General features: G+C 71.7%; 20 protein-coding genes and 2 tRNA genes. 5 read left to right on the top strand and 17 right to left on the bottom strand.

Annotation, left to right across the window (positions count from 1 at the left end; all coding sequences use genetic code 11):
* Positions 1 to 6: 6 nt before the first annotated feature.
* Together H9I38_RS00695 and H9I38_RS00690 are read right to left on the bottom strand one after the other, a co-directional pair.
* On the bottom strand, positions 7 to 2202 hold the full coding sequence (locus tag H9I38_RS00695; RefSeq protein WP_226336715.1) for an ATP-dependent DNA helicase RecG: 2196 nt from the start codon (positions 2200 to 2202) through the stop codon (positions 7 to 9).
* Positions 2199 to 3194, bottom strand: a complete 996-nt coding sequence (locus H9I38_RS00690) for a DAK2 domain-containing protein (protein WP_226336714.1) — start codon at positions 3192 to 3194, stop codon at positions 2199 to 2201. Before H9I38_RS00690 ends, H9I38_RS00695 begins: the two co-directional genes overlap by 4 nt.
* A 187-nt stretch (positions 3195 to 3381) precedes the next feature.
* Here H9I38_RS00690 and H9I38_RS00685 point away from each other — a divergent pair, with 187 nt between their 5' ends.
* Positions 3382 to 4476: an LCP family protein gene (locus H9I38_RS00685; protein ID WP_226336713.1), complete on the top strand. Its 1095-nt coding sequence runs from the start codon at positions 3382 to 3384 to the stop codon at positions 4474 to 4476.
* Positions 4473 to 4943 carry a DUF3515 family protein gene (locus tag H9I38_RS00680; protein WP_226336712.1) on the top strand — a complete coding sequence of 157 codons (471 nt, stop codon included), beginning with the start codon at positions 4473 to 4475 and terminating at the stop codon, positions 4941 to 4943. Before H9I38_RS00685 ends, H9I38_RS00680 begins: the two co-directional genes overlap by 4 nt.
* Positions 4944 to 5009: 66 nt before the next feature.
* On the opposite strand, the gene H9I38_RS00675 is transcribed toward H9I38_RS00680, so the two are convergent.
* From H9I38_RS00675 to leuC, 6 genes are all read right to left on the bottom strand, one after another.
* Positions 5010 to 6161: a D-alanine--D-alanine ligase family protein gene (locus H9I38_RS00675; protein WP_226336711.1), complete on the bottom strand. Its 1152-nt coding sequence runs from the start codon at positions 6159 to 6161 to the stop codon at positions 5010 to 5012.
* On the bottom strand, positions 6158 to 7168 hold the full coding sequence (locus tag H9I38_RS00670; RefSeq protein WP_226336710.1) for an NAD(P)H-dependent glycerol-3-phosphate dehydrogenase: 1011 nt from the start codon (positions 7166 to 7168) through the stop codon (positions 6158 to 6160). Before H9I38_RS00670 ends, H9I38_RS00675 begins: the two co-directional genes overlap by 4 nt.
* Entirely contained in the window at positions 7165 to 7896 is a 732-nt protein-coding gene (locus tag H9I38_RS00665; RefSeq protein ID WP_226336709.1) for a lysophospholipid acyltransferase family protein, read from the bottom strand. The genes H9I38_RS00670 and H9I38_RS00665 overlap by 4 nt, the downstream gene beginning before the upstream one ends.
* A gap of 79 nt (positions 7897 to 7975) precedes the next feature.
* Complete coding sequence (gene murA, locus H9I38_RS00660; RefSeq protein ID WP_226336708.1) at positions 7976 to 9298, bottom strand: UDP-N-acetylglucosamine 1-carboxyvinyltransferase; 1323 nt, start codon at positions 9296 to 9298, stop codon at positions 7976 to 7978.
* Between the two features lie 98 nt (positions 9299 to 9396).
* Positions 9397 to 9996 (bottom strand): 3-isopropylmalate dehydratase small subunit, encoded by a 600-nt coding sequence (gene leuD, locus H9I38_RS00655; protein ID WP_226336707.1) that lies wholly within the window; start codon positions 9994 to 9996, stop codon positions 9397 to 9399.
* Between the two features lie 9 nt (positions 9997 to 10005).
* Complete coding sequence (gene leuC, locus H9I38_RS00650; RefSeq protein WP_226336706.1) at positions 10006 to 11475, bottom strand: 3-isopropylmalate dehydratase large subunit; 1470 nt, start codon at positions 11473 to 11475, stop codon at positions 10006 to 10008.
* A gap of 137 nt (positions 11476 to 11612) precedes the next feature.
* Between leuC and H9I38_RS00645 the strand changes: the two genes are divergently transcribed.
* The gene (locus H9I38_RS00645) at positions 11613 to 12353 is read left to right on the top strand and encodes an IclR family transcriptional regulator (RefSeq protein WP_226336705.1); all 741 of its coding nucleotides are present in this window, start codon (positions 11613 to 11615) and stop codon (positions 12351 to 12353) included.
* Positions 12354 to 12401: 48 nt separating this feature from the next.
* On the opposite strand, the gene thiL is transcribed toward H9I38_RS00645, so the two are convergent.
* From thiL to H9I38_RS00600, 9 genes are all read right to left on the bottom strand, one after another.
* Complete coding sequence (gene thiL, locus H9I38_RS00640; protein ID WP_226336704.1) at positions 12402 to 13418, bottom strand: thiamine-phosphate kinase; 1017 nt, start codon at positions 13416 to 13418, stop codon at positions 12402 to 12404.
* Positions 13415 to 15085, bottom strand: coding sequence for a GTPase (locus H9I38_RS00635; protein WP_226336703.1), 1671 nt, complete (start codon positions 15083 to 15085; stop codon positions 13415 to 13417). Before H9I38_RS00635 ends, thiL begins: the two co-directional genes overlap by 4 nt.
* A complete protein-coding gene (locus H9I38_RS00630) occupies positions 15069 to 16952 on the bottom strand; it encodes a dynamin family protein (protein WP_413463493.1) in 1884 nt (627 codons plus the stop codon). The genes H9I38_RS00635 and H9I38_RS00630 overlap by 17 nt, the downstream gene beginning before the upstream one ends.
* A gap of 208 nt (positions 16953 to 17160) precedes the next feature.
* Positions 17161 to 17233: transfer RNA gene (locus H9I38_RS00625), tRNA-Glu, on the bottom strand.
* 190 nt (positions 17234 to 17423) lie between these two features.
* Positions 17424 to 17495: transfer RNA gene (locus H9I38_RS00620), tRNA-Gln, on the bottom strand.
* A gap of 115 nt (positions 17496 to 17610) precedes the next feature.
* A complete protein-coding gene (gltX, locus tag H9I38_RS00615) occupies positions 17611 to 19116 on the bottom strand; it encodes a glutamate--tRNA ligase (RefSeq protein WP_226336702.1) in 1506 nt (501 codons plus the stop codon).
* Between the two features lie 74 nt (positions 19117 to 19190).
* Positions 19191 to 19970 carry a fumarylacetoacetate hydrolase family protein gene (locus H9I38_RS00610; RefSeq protein WP_226336701.1) on the bottom strand — a complete coding sequence of 260 codons (780 nt, stop codon included), beginning with the start codon at positions 19968 to 19970 and terminating at the stop codon, positions 19191 to 19193.
* 104 nt (positions 19971 to 20074) lie between these two features.
* Positions 20075 to 21160 carry a branched-chain amino acid aminotransferase gene (locus H9I38_RS00605; protein WP_226336700.1) on the bottom strand — a complete coding sequence of 362 codons (1086 nt, stop codon included), beginning with the start codon at positions 21158 to 21160 and terminating at the stop codon, positions 20075 to 20077.
* Between the two features lie 57 nt (positions 21161 to 21217).
* Positions 21218 to 22282, bottom strand: coding sequence for a 3-isopropylmalate dehydrogenase (locus H9I38_RS00600; RefSeq protein WP_226336699.1), 1065 nt, complete (start codon positions 22280 to 22282; stop codon positions 21218 to 21220).
* Positions 22283 to 22426: 144 nt separating this feature from the next.
* Between H9I38_RS00600 and H9I38_RS00595 the strand changes: the two genes are divergently transcribed.
* Positions 22427 to 23677, top strand: a complete 1251-nt coding sequence (locus tag H9I38_RS00595) for a sensor histidine kinase (protein WP_226336698.1) — start codon at positions 22427 to 22429, stop codon at positions 23675 to 23677.
* Entirely contained in the window at positions 23674 to 24345 is a 672-nt protein-coding gene (locus H9I38_RS00590; protein WP_226336697.1) for a response regulator, read from the top strand. The genes H9I38_RS00595 and H9I38_RS00590 overlap by 4 nt, the downstream gene beginning before the upstream one ends.
* The last annotated feature ends 23 nt before the right edge of the window (positions 24346 to 24368 follow it).

Here is a 24368-nt window from a genome sequence, read left to right as displayed (position 1 = left end):
CCGCGCCTATCCGCGGTCGAGGAACGCCGTCCGGTCCTCGCCCAGCCGCTCGTCGATGAGGCGCGCCAGCTCGGGGCAGCCCTCAAGCGAGGGGTCGGCCTCCACGAGGTCTGCCGCGTCCTGCCGCGCCTCGGCGATGGTCTCCGCGTCCCGGGAGAGGGAGAGGAGCTTGAGCGTGCGCCTGCTCCCGGACTGGGCCGTGCCGAGGATGTCCCCCTCCTTGCGCAGCCTCACGTCCGCCTCCGCGAGCGCGAAGCCGTCCGTCGTCGCGGCCACGGCGTCGAGCCTCTCCCGGCTCGGGTGCCCGTGCTCGAGGCGGGTGACGAGCAGGCACGTCCCCGGGTGGGTCCCGCGCCCCACGCGTCCGCGGAGCTGGTGCAGCTGGGAGATGCCGAACCGCTCCGCGTCGAGGATGACCATGAGGCTCGCGTTGGGGACGTCGACGCCGACCTCGATGACGGTCGTCGAGACGAGGGCCCCGGACTCGCCGCGGGCGAAGCGGTCCATGGCCTCGGCCTTCTCGGCCGGCGGCAGAGCGCCGTGGAGCACCTCGATCCGGTGCTCTCCGAGGACTCGGCTCGACTCGAGCCACGCGGCGGTCTCCTCGACGCTCGCGCTGGGGCCCGCCGCCTCCGCGGCGTCCGCCTCGGCCGGGGTGATCTTGGGGGCGACGACGAACACCTGCCGCCCGGCGTCGAGCTCCTCGCGGGCCCGAGACCAGATGCGGGGCTCCCACGAGGGGTGGTCGGCGAGCGGGGCCACGAAGGTCTGGATGGGGGAACGCCCGCCCGGCAGGCCCTCGAGGGTGAGGAGCTCGAGGTCTCCGAAGACGCTCATGGCCACGGTCCGCGGGATGGGCGTGGCGGTCATGACGAGCATGTGGACGGGCCGCTCGCGGTCCCGGCGCAGGGCGTCCCGCTGCTCCACGCCGAACCGGTGCTGCTCGTCGACGACGACGAACCCGAGGTCCGCGAAGGAGACCCCCTCGGAGAGGAGGGCGTGCGTCCCGACGACGATCCCCGCCGTCCCGGCAGCCGCCTGGAGGAGGACCTCCTTGCGCGCGGCGGCCGGCATCGAGCCGGTGAGGCACACGACCCGCACGGCGTCCGCATCGGACTGGTGGAAGAGCGTGCCGTCGTCGCTCAGGGAGCCGAGGAGCGAGCGGATGCTCTCGGCGTGCTGGAGGGCGAGCACCTCGGTGGGCGCGAGCAGCGCGGCCTGGGCGCCGGCGTCCACGGCCTGGAGCATGGCGCGGAGGGCCACGAGGGTCTTGCCGGAGCCCACCTCGCCCTGGAGGAGGATGCTCATGGCCCGCTCCGAGGCGAGTCCTTCGGCGAGCCGCTCCCCCGCGGACTTCTGGCCCGGGGTGAGGGTGAAGGGCAGCGCGGCGTCGAACCGGGCCAGGACGCCGTCAGCTCGGGGCTCGAGGGGCTGCGCTCGGCGTGCGGCCGCCGCGTGCCGGCGCTGGGCGAGGGCCGTCTGGAGGACGAACGCCTCCTGCCAGCGCAGTCTCCGCCGGCCGGGGGCCGCGTCCTCCGGGCGCGCGGGGCGGTGGACCCGAGCGTAGGCCTCGGCCAGGGGCACGAGCCCGTGGCGCCTGCGGACCTCTTCGGGGATCGGATCGGGCAGATCCGCCATGGACTCGAGCGCGGAAAGGTCCCCCTCGCCCACCACGGACTCGAGGCCCAGCCTCGCGAGGACGAGCGCCACGGCCCGCTCCACCGCGCGGCTGGGGACCTTCGACGAGGACGGGTAGATGGGCACGGCGCCGATCCGCTCCGCCTCCTCCTCGGACCCGAGGGCCGCGAACTTGGGGCTCTTCAGCGTGATCCGACCCCGGTAGAGCGAGGTGGTGCCGCTCAGCAGCCCGAGCGCGCCCACCTCGAGGCCGCTGTGGGCCTTGTAGTGGCCGAAGAGCGAGAAGGTGAGCTCGTGCTCGCCGTCGGTCACGGTGACCTCGGTCATCGTGCCCTTGCGGGTGTGGAGCCGCCGCGTGGAGAGTGCGGCCACCTCGGCGACGACGGAGACGTCCGTGTCGATGGGCAGGTCCTCGAGCGAGGAGCGCTCTCCGAGCGCCACATAGCTGCGCGGGATCCGGTCGAGGAGGTCTTCGACCGTCTCGAGCCCGAGCTCGGAGGCGAGAGGGCCGGCGGCCCGCTTGCCGAGCACCTCGGCGAGCTCCGTGGTCAGCCCGATGCTCACGAGCGGTGCCGCACGCCGTGCTCGCTCAGCGAGGAGACGCTGACGTCCTCGGGGACGGCCACGGCCTCGATCGCCTCGAGGGCGGTCTGCTTCTCCTCGACGTGCACGTGGATCCGCCAGCGCACGCGCTGCGAGGGGTCCGCGGCCGTCCGTCCGAGCGGAGTCATGATGACGCTGTCCCCCAGGGCGTCGAGGGAGGCGCGCAGGACGGCGGCGTCGAGCGGGCTGGCGCTCACGGTGCACACCACCTCGACGCCGTGCACGGGCGCGGCCGCCGGCTCGCCGGCGCCCTCTCGCTCCGGGGCGATGCTGAGCCCCGGCAGCGACGTGACCGTCTCCTCCCGGAACTCCTCGCCGACGACGACGGAGCGGAACGCCTCCATGATGACGAGGAGCCCGACGGCGCCGGCGTCGATGACCCCGTACCGGGCGAGCGCCTCGCTGCCGCCGTGGGTCCGCCGGACGGCCTCCGCGGCGGCCGCGGTCTGCTCGGCGACGAGCTCCTGCAGGCCGCCCAGCCCGGAGTCGGGGCGTGCGGGACACGCGGCCGCGGCGGCGATGACGTCGAACACGCTCGCCGGGGCCCGGTCCGAGATCGCGCTGGACGCGCGGACGTCTGCGGCCGAGAGCGCCGAGGCCCACGCGGCCGCGTCGAGGCGGCGGACCTCGGACAGCCGGTCCGCGAGCGTGGAGAGGACGATGACGAAGACGGTGCCCGAGTTCCCCAGGGCCTTGCGGCTCGCAGCCTCCGCGACCGCGCTCAGGGCTTCGCCCCAGGTCGTGGCGCCGGCGCCGCCCTCGGCGACTCCCCCGAGGCCGGCGCGGACGGTGGTCAGGAGATTGGTGCCCGTGTCCCGGTCCTTGACGGGGAACACGTTGATGCCGTTGACGAGCGACTCGAACTGCTCGAGGCGGCGGACCGACTCGCCGATCCACGCCGCGACGGCGGCCGCCTCCGGAAGCTTGCGCTGGCGCGCGGTCTTCTCCGCCATGTGGGGTCCTCCGCCCTTACGCCGAACAGCCTGACACGTCAGCTTCAGACGCTATCAGGCGAGGCCCTGCGTCCAGTGTCCGGTCAGCCTCCGTTGGTATATTGGCCGCTACGTCTGCGCGCGGGGCCCCCACGCCCCAGCCCGGCGCGCCGACCCACTGTGACCCCCAGAACGGACGTTTCACTTCATGTCGGACACCGAGATCCACCCGGAGGAGCAGGGCTCCTCAGCGCCCCGCCGCGCGGCGGGCCGCCCACCGCGGAGCCGCGCGTCACGCCGCAAGGGGGTGTGGATCGCCCTCGGAGCCCTTGCGCTCATCATCGCCGTCCTCGCCGGCATCGGCGCCGTCTACTACGGGAACCTCAAGCACTCCTTCGAGTCCAAGTCCCACAAGCTGGAGGACGTCTTCCCGGACGAGGCGAGCCGCCCCTCCAAGGACGGCAAGTCGATGAACATCCTGCTCCTCGGCTCGGACAAGCGGCCGCAGCCGGTGGAGAAGAAGGACGCCGTCCCGGGCGGCGGCGCGGACGAGCGCAGCGACTCGATCATGCTCGTCAACATCTCCGGGGACCGGAAGCACGTCACCGTCATGAGCATCATGCGGGACCTCTGGGTGGACGTCCCCGGCCACGGCAAGTCCAAGGTCAACGCCGGCTACGCCTACGGCGGGCGGAAGCTCGAGGTCCAGACGATCGAGAACCTGCTCAAGACCCGGATCGACCACGTCGCCGTCGTGGACATGGGCTCCTTCAAGGCCTTCGGAGACTCGCTCGGAGGCCTCGACGTCAACGTGGAGAAGCGCACGCCCATGACGCGCTCCAACGGATCGCAGTTCGTCCTCGAGCCCGGGAAGCACCACATGGACGGCGGGCTCGCCCTCGCCTTCAGCCGTGAGCGCAAGGTGTACGCGAACGGGGACTACCAGCGCGTGCGCAACCAGCAGGCCGTCATGCGCGCCATCATGGCCAAGCTCATCACCAAGGACACGATGACGGATCCCCGCAAGATCCAGAGCGTCGTGGACGAGACGAGCCCCTACATCTCCATCGACAAACAGTTCACGTTCGATGACATGACCAAGCTCGCCCTCTCCCTCCGCGGCCTCAAGACCTCGGACATCGAGTTCGCGACGATGCCGACGGCGGGCATCGGATGGTCGGATGACGGACAGTCGATCGTCCAGGTGGACGAGAAGGGGCTGGCGAGCGTCCAGAAGGCCCTCAAGGAGGACAAGATGCACGACTGGCTCTCCTCGCCCGAGAACCACGAGAAGGGCAAGTGAGCGGGCGGGCCCGACTCGCGGGCGCCTCGGCCGCCGCGCTCGCATCCGCGTTTCTCCTGAGCGGGTGCTCGGCCGCCGTCGTCACGAGCCCCGCCCCGAAGGCGGCGGACCCGGCCTGCGCGAACGCGATGCTCAAGACCCCGGACACGGTGGCGGGCGGATCGCGCCGGACCACCACGTCCCAGGGGACCACCGCCTACGGTGACCCGGCCAGGGTGGTGGTCAGCTGCGGCGCGGAGACTCCGGCGCCCACGACGGACAAGTGCCTCTCCGTGGACGGCATCGACTGGGTGGTCAAGGAGGCCCGCAACACGGGCACGCCGTCCCACACGTGGACGGCCACCACCTACGGGCGCGAGCCCGCCATGCAGGTGGTCATGGACGCGGACAAGGTTCCGTCCTCGGACGTGCTCCCGGGGCTCTCGACGGCGGCCGGCGAGCTGCCGCAGAAGCGCCGCTGCCTCTGACCGGCTGCGTCTAGCGCAGACCCAGCGGGCGCCCCGGCTTACCGCAGGCGGAGCGGACGCCCTCGCCTACCGGAGGCCGAGCGGACGCTCGAGCGCCAGGTCCAGCAGCTCGGAGATGAGGCTCGGGTAGTCGATCCCGGACTTGCTCCAGAGGGCCGGGTACATGCTGATCGGGGTGAAGCCCGGCATGGTGTTGATCTCGTTGATGACGAACCGCCCGTCCGGCGTGTAGAAGAAGTCCACGCGGGAGAGGCCCTCGCCGTCGAGCGCCTCGAAGGCCGTCACCCCGAGACGGCGGACCTCTTCGACGGCCTCCTCCGGCATGACGGCCGGGCAGGAGAGCTGGGCGGCGTCGTTCTCGATGTACTTCGCCGTGAAGTCGTAGAAGGAGTGTGATCCGGCCTCGTCCACCGCGATCTCGCCGGGAAGGCTCACGCGCGTGGCGTTCGTGCCGCGGCCCTGGAGAACCGCGACCTCGATCTCCCGGCCGACGATGCCCTGCTCCACGATGACCTTGAGATCGTGCTCCCGGGCCGTCTCCACGGCCTCCCGGAGGCCCTCGGGGCTGTCCACGCGGGTGATCCCCTGGGAGGAGCCGGCGCGGGCCGGCTTGACGAAGAGAGGGTAGTCGAGCCCGTCGAGGCGCGCGAGCGCCGCGTCTGCGTCCCGGCGCCACTCACGGTCTCCGATGACCTCGAACGGCCCCACCTGGAGGCCGGCGTGGCGGAAGACGAGCTTCATGAACTCCTTGTCCATGCCTGCGGCGGAGGCGAAGACGCCCGCTCCCGCGTACGGCACCCCGGCGAGCTCGAAGAGCCCCTGGAGGGTTCCGTCCTCGCCGAACGGCCCGTGGATGATCGGCAGGACCACGTCCACGACTCCCGCGGAACGGTACTGCCCGTCCCGGAGCTCGAGCAGCTCTCGCGAGCCCGCCTCGGGCGAGAAGGCCACGAGGCTCTCCCCCGCCGCCACCTCGGGCAGCGGAGCGTCCGGGGCGAAGCGGTAGTCCACGGACTGCGGATCCACAAGCGTCCACTGGCCGTCCCGGGTGATGCCGACGGCGATGACGTCGAACCGCTCCCGGTCGATGGCCCGGAGCACGCTGACTGCGCTCACGCAGGAGACGGAGTGCTCGCTCGAGACTCCGCCGAAGAAGACCGCCACGGTCTTCTTCGCCGCGCCGGTGTCCACGGTGCCCGTCTCGGACGTGTTCGTCACAATTCGCCTTCCGACTTGAGGTCTCTGCCCATGAGCCGCGCTCCCATCTCGTCCACGGTGAGCGCTCCGTCCACCACGGCCACCACGGCCTGGGTGATCGGCATCTGGACATCGTACTGAGCCGCCAATTCTGCCACGGCGGACGCGGACTTGATGCCCTCCGCCGTCTGCGCCATCCGCTCGGCCGCCTCCTCGGCCGTGAGGCCCTCCGCGAGGAGGCGTCCGGCGGAGTTGTTGCGGGAGAGCGGCGAGGAGCACGTGGCCACGAGGTCACCCATGCCCGCAAGGCCCGCGAGCGTCTGGGCGCTTCCGCCGAGGGCGAGGGCCAGGCGGGTCGTCTCGGCGAGGCCCCGGGTCATGACGGACGCCTTCGTGTTGTCCCCCATCCCCCGGCCGTCGCAGATCCCGACCGCGAGGGCGATGACGTTCTTCACGATCCCGCCGATCTCCACGCCCACGACGTCCGTGTTCGTGTACGGGCGGAAGTAGGACGTCGTCGACATCTCCGCGAGCCGCGCGGCCACCAGCGGGTTGGCCGCGGCGATGACGGAGGCCGTCGGCTGCTCCTGGACGATCTCTCGCGCGAGGTTCGGCCCCGAGACCACCGCGATCCGCTCCGGCGAGATGCCGAGCGTCTCCGTGAGCATTTGGGACATGCGCAGGTGAGTGCCCCGCTCGAGGCCCTTCATGAGCGAGACCACGACCGCGTCCGGGGCGAGCGACCCCGCGATCTCCCCCATGAGCGTCCGGGCGGACTGCGCGGGCACGGCGACGACGACGACGTCGGCCCCCTCCACCGCCTCGCGCGGATCCGTCACGGCGCTCAGGGAGTCCCGCAGGACGATGTCCTCGAAATAGGAGGGGTTGCGGTGCTCCTCCGTGATGGCGCGCGCCACCTCCGGGCGGCGGGCGTACATGACCACCTCGGCCTGCGGGTCCGAGTCGGAGAGCACCTTGGCGTACGCGGTCCCCCAGGAGCCGCTGCCGAGCACGGCGATGCGCGTCATCGGTCCGAGCTCCGCTTCCGCGCGGCGCGCAGGTCGAACCGCTCTGCGGGCGGCTCTTCGCCGCGCAGGCCGGCGAGCTCGGCGGTCAGCGCGTCCATGATCCGCTCCGTGGCCTCCTCGAGGAGCTCGCGCGTGACGGGCTTGTCCCGGAAGTCCGCGAGGTCCACGGGCCGGCCCGCGGAGACGGAGACCGGGGCCCGGCGCAGCGTGCGCTTCGGCTTGGTCAGGCGGGTGGCGAACTTGGCCTGGTCTCCCCAGTGGGCGATCGGCACCACGTCCGCGCCGGTGGCGAGGGCCAGGCGGGCGGCGCCCGTGTAGCCGCGCATCGGCCAGAGGCCCGGGTCCTCCGTCAGCGTTCCCTCCGGGTAGACGACGAGCGCCTCCCCGTTCGCCACGATCTCCTCGGCGACGGCGATGGCCTTGACCGCGTCAGCGCTGCCGCGGAAGACCGGCACCTGGTTCGTGGAGCGCATGACGGAGCCGACGAGCGGCCAGCCGAACATGGACTGCTTCGCCATGAAGTGCGGCATGAGGCCCTGGTCGTAGAGGAAGTGGCCCACCACGAGCGGGTCGATCTGCGTCAGGTGGTTCGAGACCACGATGATGCCCTTGCGGCCCGTCACGTTCTCCTGACCGTTCCAGGTCTTGCGGAAGACGGAGTCGAGATACGGCCGGACGAGGGCCGCGACGTTGTTGAACGCGCGCTCGATCTTGGGCGAGCCGGACATCAGAACCACACTTTCCTTGGGGCGCGACGAAGGCGCCGCCGGAGCCCGGCGGCACCTTCATCGTCTCACGTCAGGGGCGTCAGAGCTTCTCGACGTCGAAGTCCGCGCCGAGGGCCCGGAGCTTCTCCTCGAAGCGCTCGTAGCCGCGCTTGATGACCTCGATGCCCGTCACGCGCGAGGTTCCGTTGGCCGCGAGGGCCGCGATGAGGTGGCTGAACCCGCCGCGGAGGTCCGGCACGTCGATGTTCGCGCCCTTGAGCGGGGTGGGACCCGAGATGACGGCGGAGTGGAGGAAATTCCGCTGGCCGAAGCGGCACGGGATGCTGCCGAGGCACTCTCGGTGCACCTGGATCGTGGCGCCCATCCGGCGCAGGGCCTCGGTGAAGCCGAAGCGGTTCTCGTAGACCGTCTCGTGGACGATCGAGACGCCGTCCGCCTGGGTCAGGGCCACGACGAGCGGCTGCTGCCAGTCCGTCATGAAGCCCGGGTGCACGTCCGTCTCGAGGACCAGCGGGTTGAGCTCCCCGCCCGGGTGGTAGAAGCGGATGCCTTTGTCGTCCACATCGAACTCGCCGCCGACCTTGCGGAAGGTGTTGAGGAACGCGGTGAGGTCCTGCTGGTCCGCGCCCTCCACGTAGATGTCTCCCCGGGTGACGAGCGCGGCGGACGCCCAGGAGGCCGACTCGTTGCGGTCCGGCAGGGCGCGGTGGTTGTAGCCGCGCAGGGCCGGGACGCCCTCGATCCGGATGACCCGGTCCGTCTGGACCGTGATGATGGCGCCCATCTTCTGGAGCACCGCGATGAGGTCGAGGATCTCCGGCTCCACGGCGGCGCCCTTGAGCTCGGTGATGCCCTCGGCGCGCGTCGCGGTGAGGAGCACCTGCTCGGTGGCGCCGACGCTGGGGTACGGGAGCTCGAGCTTGGCCCCCTTGAGGCCGCGCGGGGCGGTGATGGAGATGCCCTCGGGCGTCTTGTCCACGACGGCGCCGAACTGGCGGAGCACCTCGAGGTGGTAGTCGATGGGGCGGTCCCCGATCTTGCAGCCGCCGAGGTCCGGGATGAAGGCCTGGCCGATCGAGTGGATGAGCGGGCCGCAGAAGAGGATCGGGATGCGCGAGTCACCCGCGTGCGTGTTGATCTCCGCGCTCGTGGCGCTCTTCGCCTTGGACGGGTCCATGTGCAGATCCCCGGTCTCGGGGTCCGTGGTCACCTCGACGCCGTGCAGGCGCAGGAGGCTCGTCACGACCTCCACGTCCTTGATCTCCGGCACGTTGCGCAGGGTGGAGGGCGTGTCGCCCAAGAGCGTCGCGACCATCGCCTTGGGCACGAGGTTCTTGGCTCCGCGCACGGAGACGGTGCCGCGCAGGGCCTTGCCTCCGCGAATTGTCATCACACTGGCCATCTTGACGAGTTCTTCCTTACCGCTGCTGGGGATGCGCCCGGACGCGCTGACTGGGCCGGCGTCCGGGTCATAGGAGTCCAGCATAGGACGGATCCCGTTCAGTTCGCTGAAGGCAGAGTCCGGGGCTTGTACCCGGGGCGCGAGGACTCGAACCGCTCGATGTCCTCCTCGCGGGTCAGCGTGAGGGTGATGTCGTCCAGGCCCTCGAGCAGCCGGCGCTTGGTGTCCGGATCGATCTGGAAGGACGTCTCCACGGCCCCGCAGCTCACCGTCTGGGACGCGAGGTCCACGCGGACGTGCGCGCCCGGGCTCGTCTCGAGCTCCTTCTGGATCCGCTCGATGTCCTGCTGCTCGACGACGGCCGCGAGCAGCCCCTTCTTGCCCGCGTTGCCGCGGAAGATGTCGGCGAAGCGGGAGGAGAGGACGGCTTTGAAGCCGTAGTCCTTGAGCGCCCAGACGGCGTGCTCGCGGCTCGATCCGGTGCCGAAGTCCGGTCCGGCCACGAGCACCTGCGCTCCGGCGTACGCGGGACGGTTGAGGACGAACTCCGGGTCCCGGCGCCAGGACGCGAAGAGGGCGTCCTCGAACCCGGTCTGGGTGACGCGCTTCAGGTAGACGGCCGGGATGATCTGGTCCGTGTCCACGTTGGACACGCGCAGGGGGACGCCGACGCCGTCGACGGTGGTGATGGGCTCCATGGTCTTCTCCTACGCTCCTGCCGGTGCTGACTCGAGGATGTCCGACGGCGAGGCGAGGCGCCCCGCGACCGCCGTCGCCGCCGCCACGAGGGGCGAGACGAGGTGGGTCCGGCCGCCCTTGCCCTGGCGGCCCTCGAAGTTGCGGTTCGAGGTGGACGCGCAGCGCTCCCCCTCGGAGAGCTGGTCCGGGTTCATGCCGAGGCACATGGAGCAGCCGGCGAACCGCCACTCCGCGCCGAAGTCCTTGAACACCCGGTCCAGGCCCTCCGCCTCCGCCTCCAGGCGGACCCGCGCCGAGCCGGGGACGACCAGCATGCGGACGCTCTCCGCCTTGGTGCGCCCGCGGACGATCTCCGCGGCCGCCCGCAGGTCCTCGATCCGCGAGTTGGTGCAGGAGCCGAGGAAGACGGTGTCCACGGCGATGTCCTTCATGCGGGTGCCCGGGGTCAGGCCCATGTACGCGAGGGCGCGCTCGGCGGAGTCGCGGGCGACGTCGTCCATCTCCAGCGGATCCGGGACGGACTCGCTGAGGCTCACGCCCTGGCCCGGGTTGGTGCCCCACGTGACGAACGGCTCGAGCGAGTCGCCGTCGATGACCACCTCGGCGTCGAACTCCGCGCCCTCGTCCGTCCGGAGGGAGCGCCAGTGCTCGACGGCGGCATCCCAGTCCTCGCCCTGCGGGGCGTGCTCGCGGCCCTTGACGTACTCGAAGGTGGTCTCGTCCGGCGCGATCATGCCTGCGCGGGCCCCCGCCTCGATGGACATGTTGCAGATGGTCATCCGCGCCTCCATCGAGAGGGCCTCGATGGCCGAGCCGCGGTACTCGAGGACGTACCCCTGTCCGCCGCCCGTGCCGATCTTGGCGATGACGGCGAGGATGAGGTCCTTGCTCGTCACGCCAGGGCGCAGGGTGCCGTTGACCGTGATCGCCATCGTCTTGAAGGGCTTGAGCGCGAGCGTCTGGGTGGCCATGACGTGCTCCACCTCGCTCGTGCCGATGCCCATGGCGAGCGAGCCGAACGCGCCGTGCGTGGACGTGTGCGAGTCTCCGCACACGATGGTCATGCCGGGCTGCGTCAGGCCGAGCTGGGGGCCGACGACGTGCACGATCCCCTGCTCCGCGTCCCCGAGTGGGTGCAGACGGACGCCGAACTCCTCGCAGTTCTGGCGCAGAGTCTCGATCTGCAGGCGGGAGACCGGGTCCGCGATGGGCTTGTCGATCTCCAGCGTTGGCGTGTTGTGGTCCTCCGTGGCGATCGTGAGGTCCGGGCGGCGCAGCCGGCGCCCGGCCTGGCGCAGGCCGTCGAACGCCTGGGGGCTCGTCACCTCGTGCAGAAGGTGGAGGTCGATGTAGAGGAGGTCGGGAGCGTCCCCCTCCCCCTCGACCACGATGTGCTCCCTCCACACCTTCTCGGCCAGGGTCAGCGGGCGCTCGGGGCGGGCGCCGGCCGGGGAGCCTGCTTCTGCGTGCTGTGTCATGACTGTCGACCATTCCTCACAAGGGCTGGAAACGAGGCCGTCCCAGCGGGGCGGCGCACTCTCACTGAACCACGGGTCCACGCCGCGGGCACGGCCCGGGTTTGTGAATCTCACACTTTGGACTCTAGTATCAGCACATGGACACACCCCGCGAATCGAGCGGCGTCGGAGTCATCGACAAGGCCGCAGCAGTGCTCAACGCCCTGGAGGCAGGGCCCACCTCGCTCGCCGAGCTCGTCTCGGCGACGGGCCTCGCCCGCCCCACCGTCCACCGGCTCGCGCTCGCGCTCATCCACCACCGGCTCGTGGCCCGGGACATGCACGGGCGATTCGTCCTCGGCAGCCGGCTCGTGGAGCTCGCCTCCGGCGCGGGCGAGGATCGGCTCATCTCCGCCGCGAATCCCGTGCTCAACCAGCTCCGCACGGTGACCGGCGAGTCCGCGCAGGTGTTCCGCCGCCAGGGAGACGCCCGCGTGTGCGTCGCCTCCGCCGAGCGGCCCATCGGCCTCCGGGACACGATCCCCGTGGGCACGAAGCTCTCCATGAAGGGCGGCTCCGCGGCACAGATCCTCCTCGCCTGGGAGGACCACTCCCGCCTGCTCGAGGGGCTCGAGGGCGCCCGCTTCACGCCGGCCGTCCTCGCCGGGGTCCGCCGACGCGGCTGGTCCCAGAGCCTCGGCGAGCGGGAGCCCGGCGTCGCCTCGGTCTCCGCGCCGGTGCGGGGCCCCTCGGGGCGGGTCATCGCGGCCGTGTCCATCTCGGGGCCCATCGACCGCCTCACGCGCCAGCCGGGCCGTCTCCACGCCGAGGCCGTGGTCAACGCCGCCGCGGCCATCACCCAGGCGCTGCGCAAGCCGAGCGGCGAGTCCGGCTCCTGACCGGAGCGGCGCGCCGCTGCGGCGTGTCAGCGCTGCTGCGGCGCGGCGTCAGTCCCGCTCGAGGTGGTCCCAGCCCTCGGCCGTGAGCTCGCGGCCAGAGAGGGTCACCGCGGGCGCGCCGGGCCGCGCCTCCCGGACCTCCCCGATCACCCGGAACCCCTGCGGGCAGTCCTCCCGCGAGGGGAACGCGGCCAGCAGGGCGAAGTCCTCTCCGCCGATCAGCGCCCACTCCTGCGCCAGCTCGCGGCCTGCGCCGAGGAAGGCGGCCGGCTCCATGAGCGCATCGGCATCCTGGGCGAGCGCGTCTGCGTCGAGGGCGAGCGCCGCCCCCGAGGCCTCGGCCAAGCGGTTCGCGTCGCGCGCGAGCGAGTCTGAGACGTCCATCATCGCCGTCGCCGTCGTCGCCGCGGGGCCCGCCTGCATCGGTGGGACAGGGCGGAACTGAGCGCGCACCCAGGGCATGAGGCGCTCCGGGATCTCCCGGTCCCCGAGCAGGAGCGCGAGGCCCGCTGCCGCCCGGCCGAGGTCGCCGGCGACGGCGACGACGTCACCCGGGCGGGCGCCCGAGCGCGTCTTCGGCCCCTCCGGCCCGGCCTCGCCGAGAACGGTCACGGTGGAGGCCGTCTCCCCCGCCCGGCCCAGGTCTCCGCCGACGATCCGGCACTCCGGCGCGAGCTCGTCGAGGGCCTCCCGCATGCCGCGGGCGATCCCCTCGAGCCGCTCTGCCGGGGTGCCCTTCGGGAACTGGAGGGAGACCACAGCCCAGCGGGGGACGCCGCCCATCGCGTTGACGTCCGAGACGTTCTGGGCCACGGACTTGTAGCCCACGTCCCGCGGGTCGTGCTCCAGACCGCACGGCCATCTCCAGAGGAAGTCCTGGCCCTCGACCACGGCGTCCACGGTGACGAGAGCGCCGCCTGCGAGGGGCACGAACGCGGCGTCGTCGCCGGGGCCGAGGAAGGGGAAGCCCGCGGTGGCGCGCTCCTCCCCCGCGAGAATGGGAAGGATGCGAGCCAGAAGGCCCGCCTCGCCGCCCGAGGAGCTCGCTCCCTGCGCGTCGCTCATCGGGCGCGGCGCCCGCGCAGGCCAGCCAGCCGTCCGCGGGCCGCAGGGGCTGTGGCCCGGCCGACGGCCCCGCGGAAGCGGCTGTACCGCTCGAGCTCCTCGTTGAGAGGCGCCACGACGTCCGTCTCCGCCACCTTTCCGATCTCTCCCCGGAGCTTGCGCCGGGCCCTGCGGGCCTTGGACTTCGCAGCCAGCATCGCGATGGCTCCGGCGAGCAGGGCGAGCAGGATGCCGAGGGCGGCGCCGAGGGCCACGAGCAGCGTGGGAACCGCGAATCCCTCGACCCGCGGAGTCGGGGGCAGCTGGAACTGGAAGTAGCCCGCCGCGGCGATGACGCCGAGCCAGCCGAGACCGATCACGAGGCTCGCGAGGGCGAGCCACTGCAGCACGGAGAAGATCGGCCACCACCAGGCGCGGCGGCCGGCGTGGAGGTCGGCTGACGCGAGCGCCCGGTCCAGATGGTCAGGAAGGACGTCGCTGTGCGAGCGGGCCGCGCGCCGCATCGAGGAGCGCCAGGCCTCCGGCGCCCCCTCGCTGGCGGTGTCCGCGAACCGGCGCACCGCCGAGTCGGCTCGGGCGGACTCGGCCGCGCCGAGCGGCGGCAGCGAGGTCCGGTTCACGTCCGGATTGACGTCCGAGCGGTGGAGGTTGAGCCTCTGGAGCGGATCCCGCCGGAACCGGCCGATCCACTTGACGACGGGCCACCCGGTGGCCGCGTGGGCCCGGTGCCGGAAGGACTTCTCCACGGCGTCGGTGACGACGTCCACACGGGCGGCCTTGGCGAGGTCCTCCGAGAGCTCGGCGACCGAGCGCTTGCTCACCCCGGCGGGGTCGCTCTCGCCGCAGGACTGCGCCAGCCCCGCGGCGGCGCCGTCGACGTCCGCGGTGAGACGCGCGTCCCGTGCGTCCTTCGCGTCCGCGAAGCGCCGGATGGCGTTGCGGACCCGGTCCACGTTCTCGCCGGTCCGGGCGCTGGCGGGGATGACCTCCACGCCGGTCACGCCGTCGGAGCGCAAGAGCCCCTGGAGCGAGGAGAGCACCCGGTGGACCTCGTCCGCCGGCAGCAGGTCGATCTGGTTGAGCACGGCGAGCATGACCGCGCCGTGCCCGGCGAGCGGGCGGATGAAGTCGAGGTGGACCGAGGCGTCCGCGTACTTCTGCGGGTCCATGACCCACACGAGGACGTCCACCTGCCCGGCCAGCTTCTCGGCCACCTCGCGGTTGGCGCGCTCCGTGGAGTCGAAGTCGGGGAGGTCGAGGAGGATGAGCCCCGTGGGCTCCTCGTTCGAGGCCCTGCGGTCCGAGGAGTAGAGCACGTCCCCGTCCGGGCGCACGTGGCGCTGACGCACGCCGAGCCAGTCGAGCAGGGGCTCGGAGTTGTCGCGGCCCCAGACGACGGCGAGCGGCTCGCTCGTCGTCGGCCGGGTCGCGGCGGAGCGGGCGATCTGCTCCTCGACGACGGCGTTGAACAGGCTCGACTTGCCGCTGCCCGTCGCGCCGAAGAAGCCCACCACAGTGTGGTCCGAGGAGAGGCGGCGCCGCTCCCCCGCCGCCTGGGACACGCGGCCCGCGCGCTCGAGGACCTCCGTGCTCAGGCGGTCCTCTCCGAGCGCCCGGGCCTCCTCGAGGGCCTCGAGCCGGTCCGTCAGGTCAACGGTTTTCGCCATGGCGCTCCTCCTTCGATGCGAGGGCGGCCGCGCGCAGATCGCGCGCCGCAGAGCGGGCCTGGACGGCGGTCATGGCGTCCTCGTCCTCGTTTCCGGGGACGAGCTGGAGGAAGCGGCCCGACTCCTCCGCCATGAGCGCGCGCATCCGCATGGCCAGCTGCTCCCGGGCCTGCTGGGCGAGGCGCCGCACCGCGTCGTCGCCGAAGATGGACTCGAGGAGGCGCTGGGAGAGCACGGCCGTGCCGCCGGCGATGCCGACCTCGGCGCCCGTCAGCCCGCCTGTCGAGCCGAACACGACGAGCATGAGCGCCACACCCACCGCGTTGACTCCGAAGCTGGAGATGCGCGCGGTGCGCCGCTTGCCCTCGCCCTCAGTGCGGATGAGCTCGAGGAGATCGCCCTGCCAACCGCGGATCTCGCTCGAGGCCCGCTCGCCGAAGCCCGGGCTGGAGCTCGAGAGGTCACGGCCCTCCACGAGGGAGCGGCCCGCGGGCTCCTGGCGGAACATCGTGTCCGTCCGCTCCGCCGCCTTCGCGGCCGCTGCGACCACGACGGCGTGCAGGCCGGACTCGATCTCCGTCTCGACCTCGACGGCCGGGGCCGGCCGGCCCGTGATGAACGCGCCGATCCGGTCCCGCAGACGTCCGATCTCGCTCTCCAGGTTCCGGAAGAACTCGCCCGTGCCGATGAAGTCCTGCCAGCGGGCCAGCACCTCGCCGCGCAGCAGGTTCCCGTCCTGGGTGCTGCGGACCACGTCCTCGACGGCCATCGCGTAGTTCTCGTGGCAGATCTCCGTGAGGCGGCTGCGCGAGGACTCCTGCTCCTCGAGTCCTCCGGCGAGCCCCTCGACCCGGTCGGCGAGCTGGTTGAGCACGCCCTCGAGCGTCCGGCGGGCCACCGCCGCGCGGGACTGCGAGTCCCGGGCGAGCTCGGACAGCCAGTCCTCGATCTCCGCCGTGGCACCCTGCGGAAGCATCTTGAGCGAGTCGAGCTGGGCCTCCTCGACGACGAAGAGCCGCGCGTCCGAGAGGCCCTCCTGGGCGAGCAGCTGCTTGAGATCGGGGGCGATCTCGTCCACGACCCCCGCGGGAACCCGGTCCAGGACGACGGCGAGCGTGATGTCCCGCTGGGCCGCGTTCTTGAGCAGGGCCCACGGCACGGCGTCCGCGTAGCGGTTCGCCGTCGTGACGAAGATCCAGAGGTCCGCGGCGGCCAGGAGCTGGCCGGCGAGCTTGCGGTTCTCGTCGGAGAGGGAGTCGATGTCCGGTGCGTCGAGGAGCGCCACGCCCTCGGGCACGCGCTCCTCGGCGAGCAGGGTCAGGGACCCGATGGCCGCGGCGTCCGGCTCCTCGCCGGCCCGGTTCGCGGGAAGGGGCTCGGCGGCGGGGTCCGCGTAGCGTCCGCGGACGCGAGCGAGGCTCGGGAGGATGCGGGAGGACTCGAACCACTCCTCCTCGCCCGGGTGGTGGAGGAGGATGGGCTGGCGCGTCGTGGGGCGGATCGCGCCCGCGCGCGTGACCGGACGGCCGATGAGCGAGTTGACGAGCGTGGACTTGCCCGCGCCGGTGGAGCCGCCGACGACGGCGAGCAGCGGCGCGTCGAGCGAGGCGAAGCGGGGAAGGACGTAGTCGTCCAGCTGCTCGAGCATGCCGGCGGCCTCCTGCCGGGTGCGCTCGGAGCTGGCCGTGGTCAGCGAGGTGTCCACGGTGGCCAGCGCGTCGCGGAGCCGCTCGAGGAGAGGGCCGAGCGGCTGCGCCGGGCGGCGGAGGGAGCTGGATCCGGTGGCCTGAGGCCGTTCGGCGCCGGCGTCTGGTGCCTCTCGCGGGGAGTCATGGGGCTCGGGGGTGCCCTGTTTTGAGATAGTCACGGCACCCATCTTGCCAAACGGGAGCCGATCCCGGGTCAGGGAGAGCCGGCGTTCTCCGAAGGAGGCTGCCGGGGCGGGGCGCGGATCGGAGCGGCGGCGAACTGGGGCGACTGCGAACCGGGGCGGCCTGAAACGGCGAGAGATCCCCGAGCCCCGGCGAGCGGAAAAAGAAAACCGCGCCTCCGAAGAGACGCGGTCCTTGATTTTGTGACCCCAGCGGGATTCGAACCCGCGTTGCCGCCGTGAGAGGGCGGAGTACTAGGCCGCTATACGATGGGGCCGTACATTCGCGTTTCTTTTCATTCCAGGGAATGAGCGGAAACCTTATCCTTTGATCAGCCCAGCATCTCGCCGAACCAACCTCTTTAGCTTACCAGATTCTCTGTGAGAGTCCAAATTCGCTGTCTTGATCCTTTTCCCGTCAATTTCTCAGCAGTGTCCCCTCGAGGACGGAAACGGGAGAAAGTTTCGCTGGGATACCAGGACTCGAACCTAGAATGACGGTACCAGAAACCGTAGTGTTGCCAATTACACCATATCCCAATGTTTGTAAACCGCGGCTCGCACCGCCGTTCGCAACGAGTAATAACTCTACACGGCACCACCGGGACATGCAAATCGGGCCGGAGTGCGGTGACTCCGGCCCGATGCCCCGGCGTCAGCGGGAGGCCGCGAAGGCCTTGAGACGGCGGATGCTCGACTCCTGGCCCAGGATGACCATGGACTCGAACAGCGGCGGAGAGACCCGGCGGCCGGACAGGGCGGCGCGGAGCGGGCCGAACGCCTTGCGCGGCTTGAGCTCCATCTCCTCGATGAGCAGGCTGCGCAGAGCGGCCTCGACGGACTCCACGGTGAACTCGTCCAGGCCCGCGAGGACGTCCGCGGACTTCTCGCAGATCTCCGACGCGTTCTCCGGCATGCCCTTGAGGGCGTCCTGGGCGACCTCGATCTCCTCGTCCGCCTTGAAGAGGAACCCGGCCATCTCCGGCACCTCCCCGAGCAGGGCGATGCGCTCCTGGACGAGCGGCGCCACCTCACGGATGATCTCCTCCTCGCGGGCAGTCGGCGTCTCGCCGATGAGACCAGCGGCGTGGAGGTAGGGCGCCAAGCGGGAGGCGAAGTCCGCAGGCTCGAGCAGGCGGATGTGGGTGCCGTTGATGGCCTCGGCCTTCTTCTGGTCGAACCGGGCCGGGTTGGAGAGGACGTCGTGGACGTCGAACGCCTCGACGAGCTGCTCCTGGGAGAAGATGTCCTCCGTAGCGGAGAGGGACCAGCCGAGAAGGGCCAGGTAGTTGAGCAGGCCCTCCGGGATGAAGCCGCGCTCCCGCTGGAGGAACAGGTTGGACTGGGGATCCCGCTTCGAGAGCTTCTTGTTCCCCTCCCCCATGACGTAGGGCAGGTGCCCGAACTGCGGCGTGAACTTGGCCACGCCCACCTTCACGAGGGCGTCGTAGAGAGCGATCTGCCGAGGCGTGGAGGAGAGCAGGTCCTCGCCGCGCAGCACATGCGTGATCTCCATGAGCGCGTCGTCCACCGGGTTGACGAGCGTGTAGAGCGGCTGCCCGTTGGCGCGCACGACGACGAAGTCCGGGACGGAGCCGGCCTTGAAGGCGATCTCCCCGCGGACGAGGTCCGTGAAGACGATGTCCTCGTCCGGCATGCGCAGGCGCAGGACCGGCTCGCGGCCCTCGGCGCGGAACGCCTCGATCTGCTCGGGCGTCAGGTCTCGATCGAACCCGTCATAGCCGAGCTTCGGGTCCCGGCCGGCAGCGCGGTGCCGGGCCTCGATCTCCTCCGGGGTGGAGTAGGACTCGTAGACGAAGCCGCCCTCGCGGAGCTTGGCGATGACGTCCTGGTAGATCGCCCCGCGCTCCGACTGGCGGTACGGGCCGTGGGGGCCGCCGACCTCGATGCCCTCGTCCCAGCCGATGCCGAGCCACCGCAGGGCCTCGAGCAGCTGCTCGTAGGACTCCTGGGAGTCGCGGGCCGCGTCCGTATCCTCGATGCGGAAGACGAGCGTGCCCTTCGTGTGCCGGGCGTAGGCCCAGTTGAAGAGGGCCGTGCGGATGAGGCCCACGTGCGGGGTGCCCGTGGGCGAGGGGCAGAAGCGGACGCGCACGCCCTCGGACTCGGGCGCCGGGTGGATCAGGGAGGAGTCAGTCATCGTCTCAATCTCGCGTGGTGTGCAGTGTGGTGTTCCGGTGGTGTGGGCTGTGTCGGGAAGCCCGGGGGCTCGGCTCAGCGGCGGAAGGTGTTGGTCAGGTCTCCGATGCCCTCGACGGCGGCGGTGAACGTGTCCCCCTCCTCGAGGAGGCCCACTCCGGCCGGGGTGCCCGTCAGGATGACGTCCCCGGGCAGCAGGGTGAAGGCGCTCGAGGCGAAGGAGACGATCTCCTGCACCGAGAAGACCATGTCCGAGGTCTGGCCGTCCTGGCGCAGCTCGTCCCCGAGCTCGCCGGTGACGCGCACGTCGTCCGGGTCCAGCTCCGTCTCGATCCAAGGGCCGAGCGGGCAGGCGCCGTCGAACCCCTTGGCCCGCGCCCACTGCCCGTCCGTGCGCTGGGCGTCCCGCGCCGTGAGGTCATTGGCCACGGTGTAGCCGAAGACCACCTCGGGCACCCGCTCCGGCGGAACATCCTTGCAGATGCGCCCGATGACCACGGCCAGCTCCGCCTCGAAGCTGACCTCCTCGGAGAAGGAGGGCAGCGTGATCGGATCGCCCGGGCCCGCCACCGAGGTGTTGGGCTTGAGGAACATGAGCGGCGAGGGGCGCTGGGACTCCTTGCCCATCTCCTGGGCGTGGTCCGCGTAGTTGGAGCCGATGCCGATCACCTTGCTCCGCGGGATGACGGGCGCGAGGAGACGCACGTCCTCCATCCGGTGCACGGTGCCGGTGGGCTGGATCCCCTGGTAGAAGGGGTCCCCGACGATCTGGGTGAGGGACTCGGCCCCCTCCTCCCCCTCGACGACTCCGTAGACGGGGTCCTGGCCATCAACGACGAAACGGGCGATACGCATGTGTCCCATCGTATCGCCCGCTCTCGTGCGGAAATCAGTGCAGCCGCACAGTCGCCGTGCCCCTTCTCCGGGCGCGCGAACAGTCCGCGCGTCCGGCCGGGCCGCTACTTGACCCGGGTCACCCAGCCGTGGGTGTCCTCGACGACTCCGGTCTGGAGGCCGAGCAGCGTCGTGCGGAGATCGCTCGTCACCGGACCGGTCGGAGCCTCCGGATCGCCGATGACCTCGTCGCCGTCGTAGATCGCGCCGATCGGGGTGATGACCGCCGCGGTGCCGCACGCGAACACCTCGGAGAGGCGGCCCTCGGCGGAGAGGCGCTTCCACTCGTCGAGGGTGACCGTGCGCTCCTCGACCTTGAGGCCCTTCTCCCGCGCGAGCGTGAGCACGGACGAGCGGGTGACGCCCTCGAGGATCGAGCCGGAGAGGGCGGGGGTGACCACCGTGTCGCCGTCGACGACGAGGAAGACGTTCATGCCGCCGAGCTCCTCGATCGCGTTGTCGTTGAGCGGGTCCAGGTAGACCACCTGGTCACAGCCGCGCTGCGCCGCGAGGATCTGCGGCTTGAGGGAGGAGGCGTAGTTGCCGCCGCACTTCGCGGAGCCGGTGCCGCCCCGGCCCGCGCGGGCGTACTCCCGCTCCACCCAGATCTTGACCGGGCGCAGCTCCCCGCCGAAGTAGTTGCCAGCCGGCGAGGCGATGACGCAGAAGGTGTAGGACTTCGAGGGGCGGATGCCGAGGAACGCCTCCGTGGCGATCATGAACGGGCGGAGGTAGAGCGACTCGCCGTCGCCCGTCGGGATCCAGTCCGACTCGACGTCCACGAGCTCCTTGACCGCCTGCACGAACGTCTCCACGGGGAGGTCCGCCATGACGAGGCGGTCGGCCGAGCGGCGCATGCGCTCCGCGTTGGCCTCGGGGCGGAAGAGGCCGACGACGCCGTCCTCGTTCTTGTACGCCTTGAGGCCCTCGAAGATCTCCTGGCCGTAGTGGAGCACCGCCGCCGCGGGGTCCAGGGAGAGCGGGCCGTACGGCTCGATGCGGGCGTTGTGCCAGCCCTTCTCCTCCGTGTAGTCGATGACCGCCATGTGATCCGTGAAGACCGAGCCGAAGGCCGGCTTGGCCAGGATCTCGGCACGGCGCTCGGGGCTGGTGGGCGTGGAGGTGAGCTTGCGCTCGAACGTGATCGGCATCGATCCACTCGCTCTCAGTCGTCGCAGGGGGTTGTGAAAACCGCGGTCAGGTACAGACTAGGCCAGGCGGGAGACCACCGCATCGCCGATCTGGCGCGTCGAGCGCTTCCCTCCCCCGCCCCGCGCGGCGTGCTCGATGACGTCATCCCGGACCGCGGCCCGCACCCGGTCCCCGAGGCGCTCGAAGCCGAGGTGGTCGAGCAGCAGCGCCGCCGAGAGGATCGCCGCCCGCGGGTCCGCGATGTTGCGCCCCGCGATGTCCGGTGCGGAGCCGTGCACGGGCTCGAACATGGAGGGGAGCTCCCGGCCCGGGTTGATGCTTCCGCTCGCGGCGAGGCCGATCCCTCCGGTCACCGCGCCCGCGAGGTCCGTGAGGATGTCCCCGAAAAGGTTGTCCGTCACGATGACGTCGAACCGGGAGGGGTCCGTCACCATGAAGATCGTGGCCGCGTCCACGTGGAGGTAGTCCGTCTCCACGTCCGGGAAGTCCCGGCCCACCTCGGCGACGACCCGCTTCCACAGCCCTCCCGCGTGGACGAGCACGTTGTGCTTGTGGACGAGCGTGAGCTTCCCGCGGCGGGAGCGGGCGCGCTCGAAGGCGTCCCGCACCACGCGGCGGACGCCGTGGTCCGTGTTGAGGGAGACCTCGGTGGCGATCTCGTGCGGGGTCCCGCCGCGCAGGACGCCGCCGTTGCCCGCGTACGGGCCCTCGGTGCCCTCGCGGACGACGACGAAGTCGATCTCCCCCGCCTCCGCCAGCGGAGACTCGATGCCCGGGTAGAGGACGGACGGCCGCAGGTTGACCGCGTGGTCCAGGGCGAAGCGCAGTCGCAGGAGGATCTCCCGCTCGAGCAGCCCCGAGGGCACCTTGGCGTCGCCGGGATGCGCGCCCACGGCGCCGAAGAGGATCGCGTCATGCCGCTTGAGGCGCTCCAGCGTCTCGTCCGAGAGGGTCTCCCCCGTCTCGAGCCAGTGCTCCGCTCCGAGCTCGTACGGCGTCACGTCGAGGTCCACGCCTTCGCCCGAGAGGACCGTCTCGAGGACGCGCAGCCCCTGGTCCGTCACCTCCGGCCCGATGCCGTCTCCGCCGATGAGTGCGAGGTTCACGCGCTGTGCTGTCATGCCCCCACCGTAGGCCGTGTCCGCCATGCGGTCACAGCCGTCTTGACATGCGAGACGCTCCGCCCGGACGCGCCCGTCGCCTCAGCGAGCAGAGTCATTCCCCGGACTGACGCGCGCCGGCCCGTGCGCGGATACCCTCGAAGGGTGTCCCTGACCCACCGCATCTCCCATGTCCTGGAGCGCCGTGCGCTCACTGTGGACGCCGTGGCCGCCGGACTGCTCAGCCTGCTCATGGTTCCCGTGTTCATCGCGCAGAGCACGTTCGGGGGCGGAGGCCGGAGCGCACTGTTCGACCTCGGGTTCCTCGGTCTGCTCCTGCTCGTCGGCGCGAGCGTCGTGCGCCGCCGCCGCACCGACGCCGCCGTGTGGACCGGCCTGCTCGGCGCCGTCTTCATCGTCCCCATCGGCATCGACGCGGTCTACACCCTCGCCGCGGCGCCCTTCGTGGTGCTCGTGGCCCACTCGGCGGCCTCCCTGGGGTCTCAGCGGGTGCGCCGGGCGGCCTTCGCCGGGATCGTCGCCGGGGCTGTCGTCCTCAGCGTCCTCCGCTTCGCGATCTGGACCGAGACTCCCCCTGTCGCCGTCGTCGTGCTCGGTTTCTCGACGCTCGCCGTCGGCCTCTCGGGCTGGGCGCTCGGGGACGTGGCCCGCTCGCGGCGCCTCGCCCTCCGGTCCGCCGAGGACCGGGCCCTGCGGCTCGAGCGGGAGGCCGCGCAGGAGCGGAGGCTCGCCGCGCAGGACGAACGGGCGAGGATCGCGCGGGAGATGCACGACATCGTGGCGCACTCCCTCGCCGTCATCGTGACGCAGGCGGACGGCGGACGCTACGCCGCCCAGGCGGATCCCGCCGCCGGCCCGCGGACGCTCGGGGTCATCGCGGGGACGGCCCGCGAATCCCTCGCCCAGATGCGCTCGCTGCTCGGCGTGCTGCGCTCGGACGGGGAGGCGGAGCACTCGGCGGCGCCCGACCTCGACTCGCTCGAGGAGCTCGTCCGCTCAAGCCGCCAGCAGGGCGTGGAGGCCGCGCTCACGGTCACCGGAACGCCGCGGCGGGAGGAGCTTCCGCCCGGCGCCGAGCTCGTCCTCTACCGGGCCGCGCAGGAGATCATCACCAACGCCGTCCGCCACGCCGGGCCCCGCCCGGCCGTGCTGCTGGAACTCGCCTGGGAGCGGACGGAGGCGAGGCTCACCGGACGCAGCCGCTCCCTCGGGGAGCACGGGACGCCCGCCGCCGCGCCCATCGGCGAGGGCTCCCGCCTCGGCCTGCGCGGCATGGCCGAGCGCGTCTCCCTCTACGGCGGCCGCCTGCGCGCCGGCCCCACCTCCACCGGCTTCCGCGTGGACGCCGTCCTCCCCTGCACCCCTGACACCGCCTCGAGAAAGGCCTCCCTGTGATCCGCTGCATCATCGTCGACGACCAGCCGCTCATCCGCTCAGGCCTCGCCATGCTCATCGGATCCCAGCCGGACCTCGAGGTGGCGGCCGAGGCCTCCGACGGCGACGAGATCGGGCCCCTGCTCGAGCGGGTCGAGGCCGACGTGGTCCTCATGGACGTGCGGATGCGCCGCCGCAACGGGATCGAGGCCACGCGGGACGTCGTCGCCGCAGCCGCCGCCCGCGGCACCACCACGCCGCGCGTGCTCATCCTCACCACCTACGACCTCGACGAGTACGCGCTCGACGCGATCCGCGCCGGCGCCTCCGGCTTCCTCCTCAAGGACGTTCCCCCGGAGGAGCTGCTCGCGGGCATCCGCACCGTGCACGCGGGCAACGCGGTCATCTCGCCGACGACGACGAAGCGCCTCCTCACCCGGATGGCCGAGCCCGCGCCGCCCTCCCCGGCTCCCGGCGAGGCGGCCCTGCTGGAGCGCCTCTCCCCGCGGGAGCGGGAGGTGTTCGAGCTCGTGGCCGAAGGCCTCTCCAACCGGGAGATCATGGAGCGGCTGTTCGTGAGCGAGCCGACCGTCAAGACGCACGTCAGCCGCATCCTGCAGAAGCTCGAGGCGAGGGACCGCGTCCACCTCGTGGTGCTCGGCTACAAGGCCGGGGTCGTCACCGCCTGACCCCGAGCAGGCCGGCGGCGTTC

This window comes from Arthrobacter sp. UM1 (assembly GCF_020483305.1).
Lineage (GTDB): Bacteria > Actinomycetota > Actinomycetes > Actinomycetales > Micrococcaceae > Falsarthrobacter.
This window is presented reverse-complemented; position numbering and strand designations above follow the sequence as displayed.

Excerpts from the sequence above, each read along its gene's own strand:
- H9I38_RS00690 (WP_226336714.1), bottom strand. The coding sequence starts at position 3,194 with ATGGCGGAGAAGACCGCGCGCCAGCGCAAGCTTCCGGAGGCGGCCGCC.
- H9I38_RS00685 (WP_226336713.1), top strand. The coding sequence starts at position 3,382 with ATGTCGGACACCGAGATCCACCCGGAGGAGCAGGGCTCCTCAGCGCCC.
- H9I38_RS00670 (WP_226336710.1), bottom strand. The coding sequence starts at position 7,168 with ATGACGCGCATCGCCGTGCTCGGCAGCGGCTCCTGGGGGACCGCGTAC.
- H9I38_RS00665 (WP_226336709.1), bottom strand. The coding sequence starts at position 7,896 with ATGTCCGGCTCGCCCAAGATCGAGCGCGCGTTCAACAACGTCGCGGCC.
- murA (WP_226336708.1), bottom strand. The coding sequence starts at position 9,298 with ATGGCCAGTGTGATGACAATTCGCGGAGGCAAGGCCCTGCGCGGCACC.
- leuD (WP_226336707.1), bottom strand. The coding sequence starts at position 9,996 with ATGGAGCCCATCACCACCGTCGACGGCGTCGGCGTCCCCCTGCGCGTG.
- leuC (WP_226336706.1), bottom strand. The coding sequence starts at position 11,475 with ATGACACAGCACGCAGAAGCAGGCTCCCCGGCCGGCGCCCGCCCCGAG.
- H9I38_RS00645 (WP_226336705.1), top strand. The coding sequence starts at position 11,613 with ATGGACACACCCCGCGAATCGAGCGGCGTCGGAGTCATCGACAAGGCC.
- thiL (WP_226336704.1), bottom strand. The coding sequence starts at position 13,418 with ATGAGCGACGCGCAGGGAGCGAGCTCCTCGGGCGGCGAGGCGGGCCTT.
- H9I38_RS00635 (WP_226336703.1), bottom strand. The coding sequence starts at position 15,085 with ATGGCGAAAACCGTTGACCTGACGGACCGGCTCGAGGCCCTCGAGGAG.
- gltX (WP_226336702.1), bottom strand. The coding sequence starts at position 19,116 with ATGACTGACTCCTCCCTGATCCACCCGGCGCCCGAGTCCGAGGGCGTG.
- H9I38_RS00610 (WP_226336701.1), bottom strand. The coding sequence starts at position 19,970 with ATGCGTATCGCCCGTTTCGTCGTTGATGGCCAGGACCCCGTCTACGGA.
- H9I38_RS00605 (WP_226336700.1), bottom strand. The coding sequence starts at position 21,160 with ATGCCGATCACGTTCGAGCGCAAGCTCACCTCCACGCCCACCAGCCCC.
- H9I38_RS00600 (WP_226336699.1), bottom strand. The coding sequence starts at position 22,282 with ATGACAGCACAGCGCGTGAACCTCGCACTCATCGGCGGAGACGGCATC.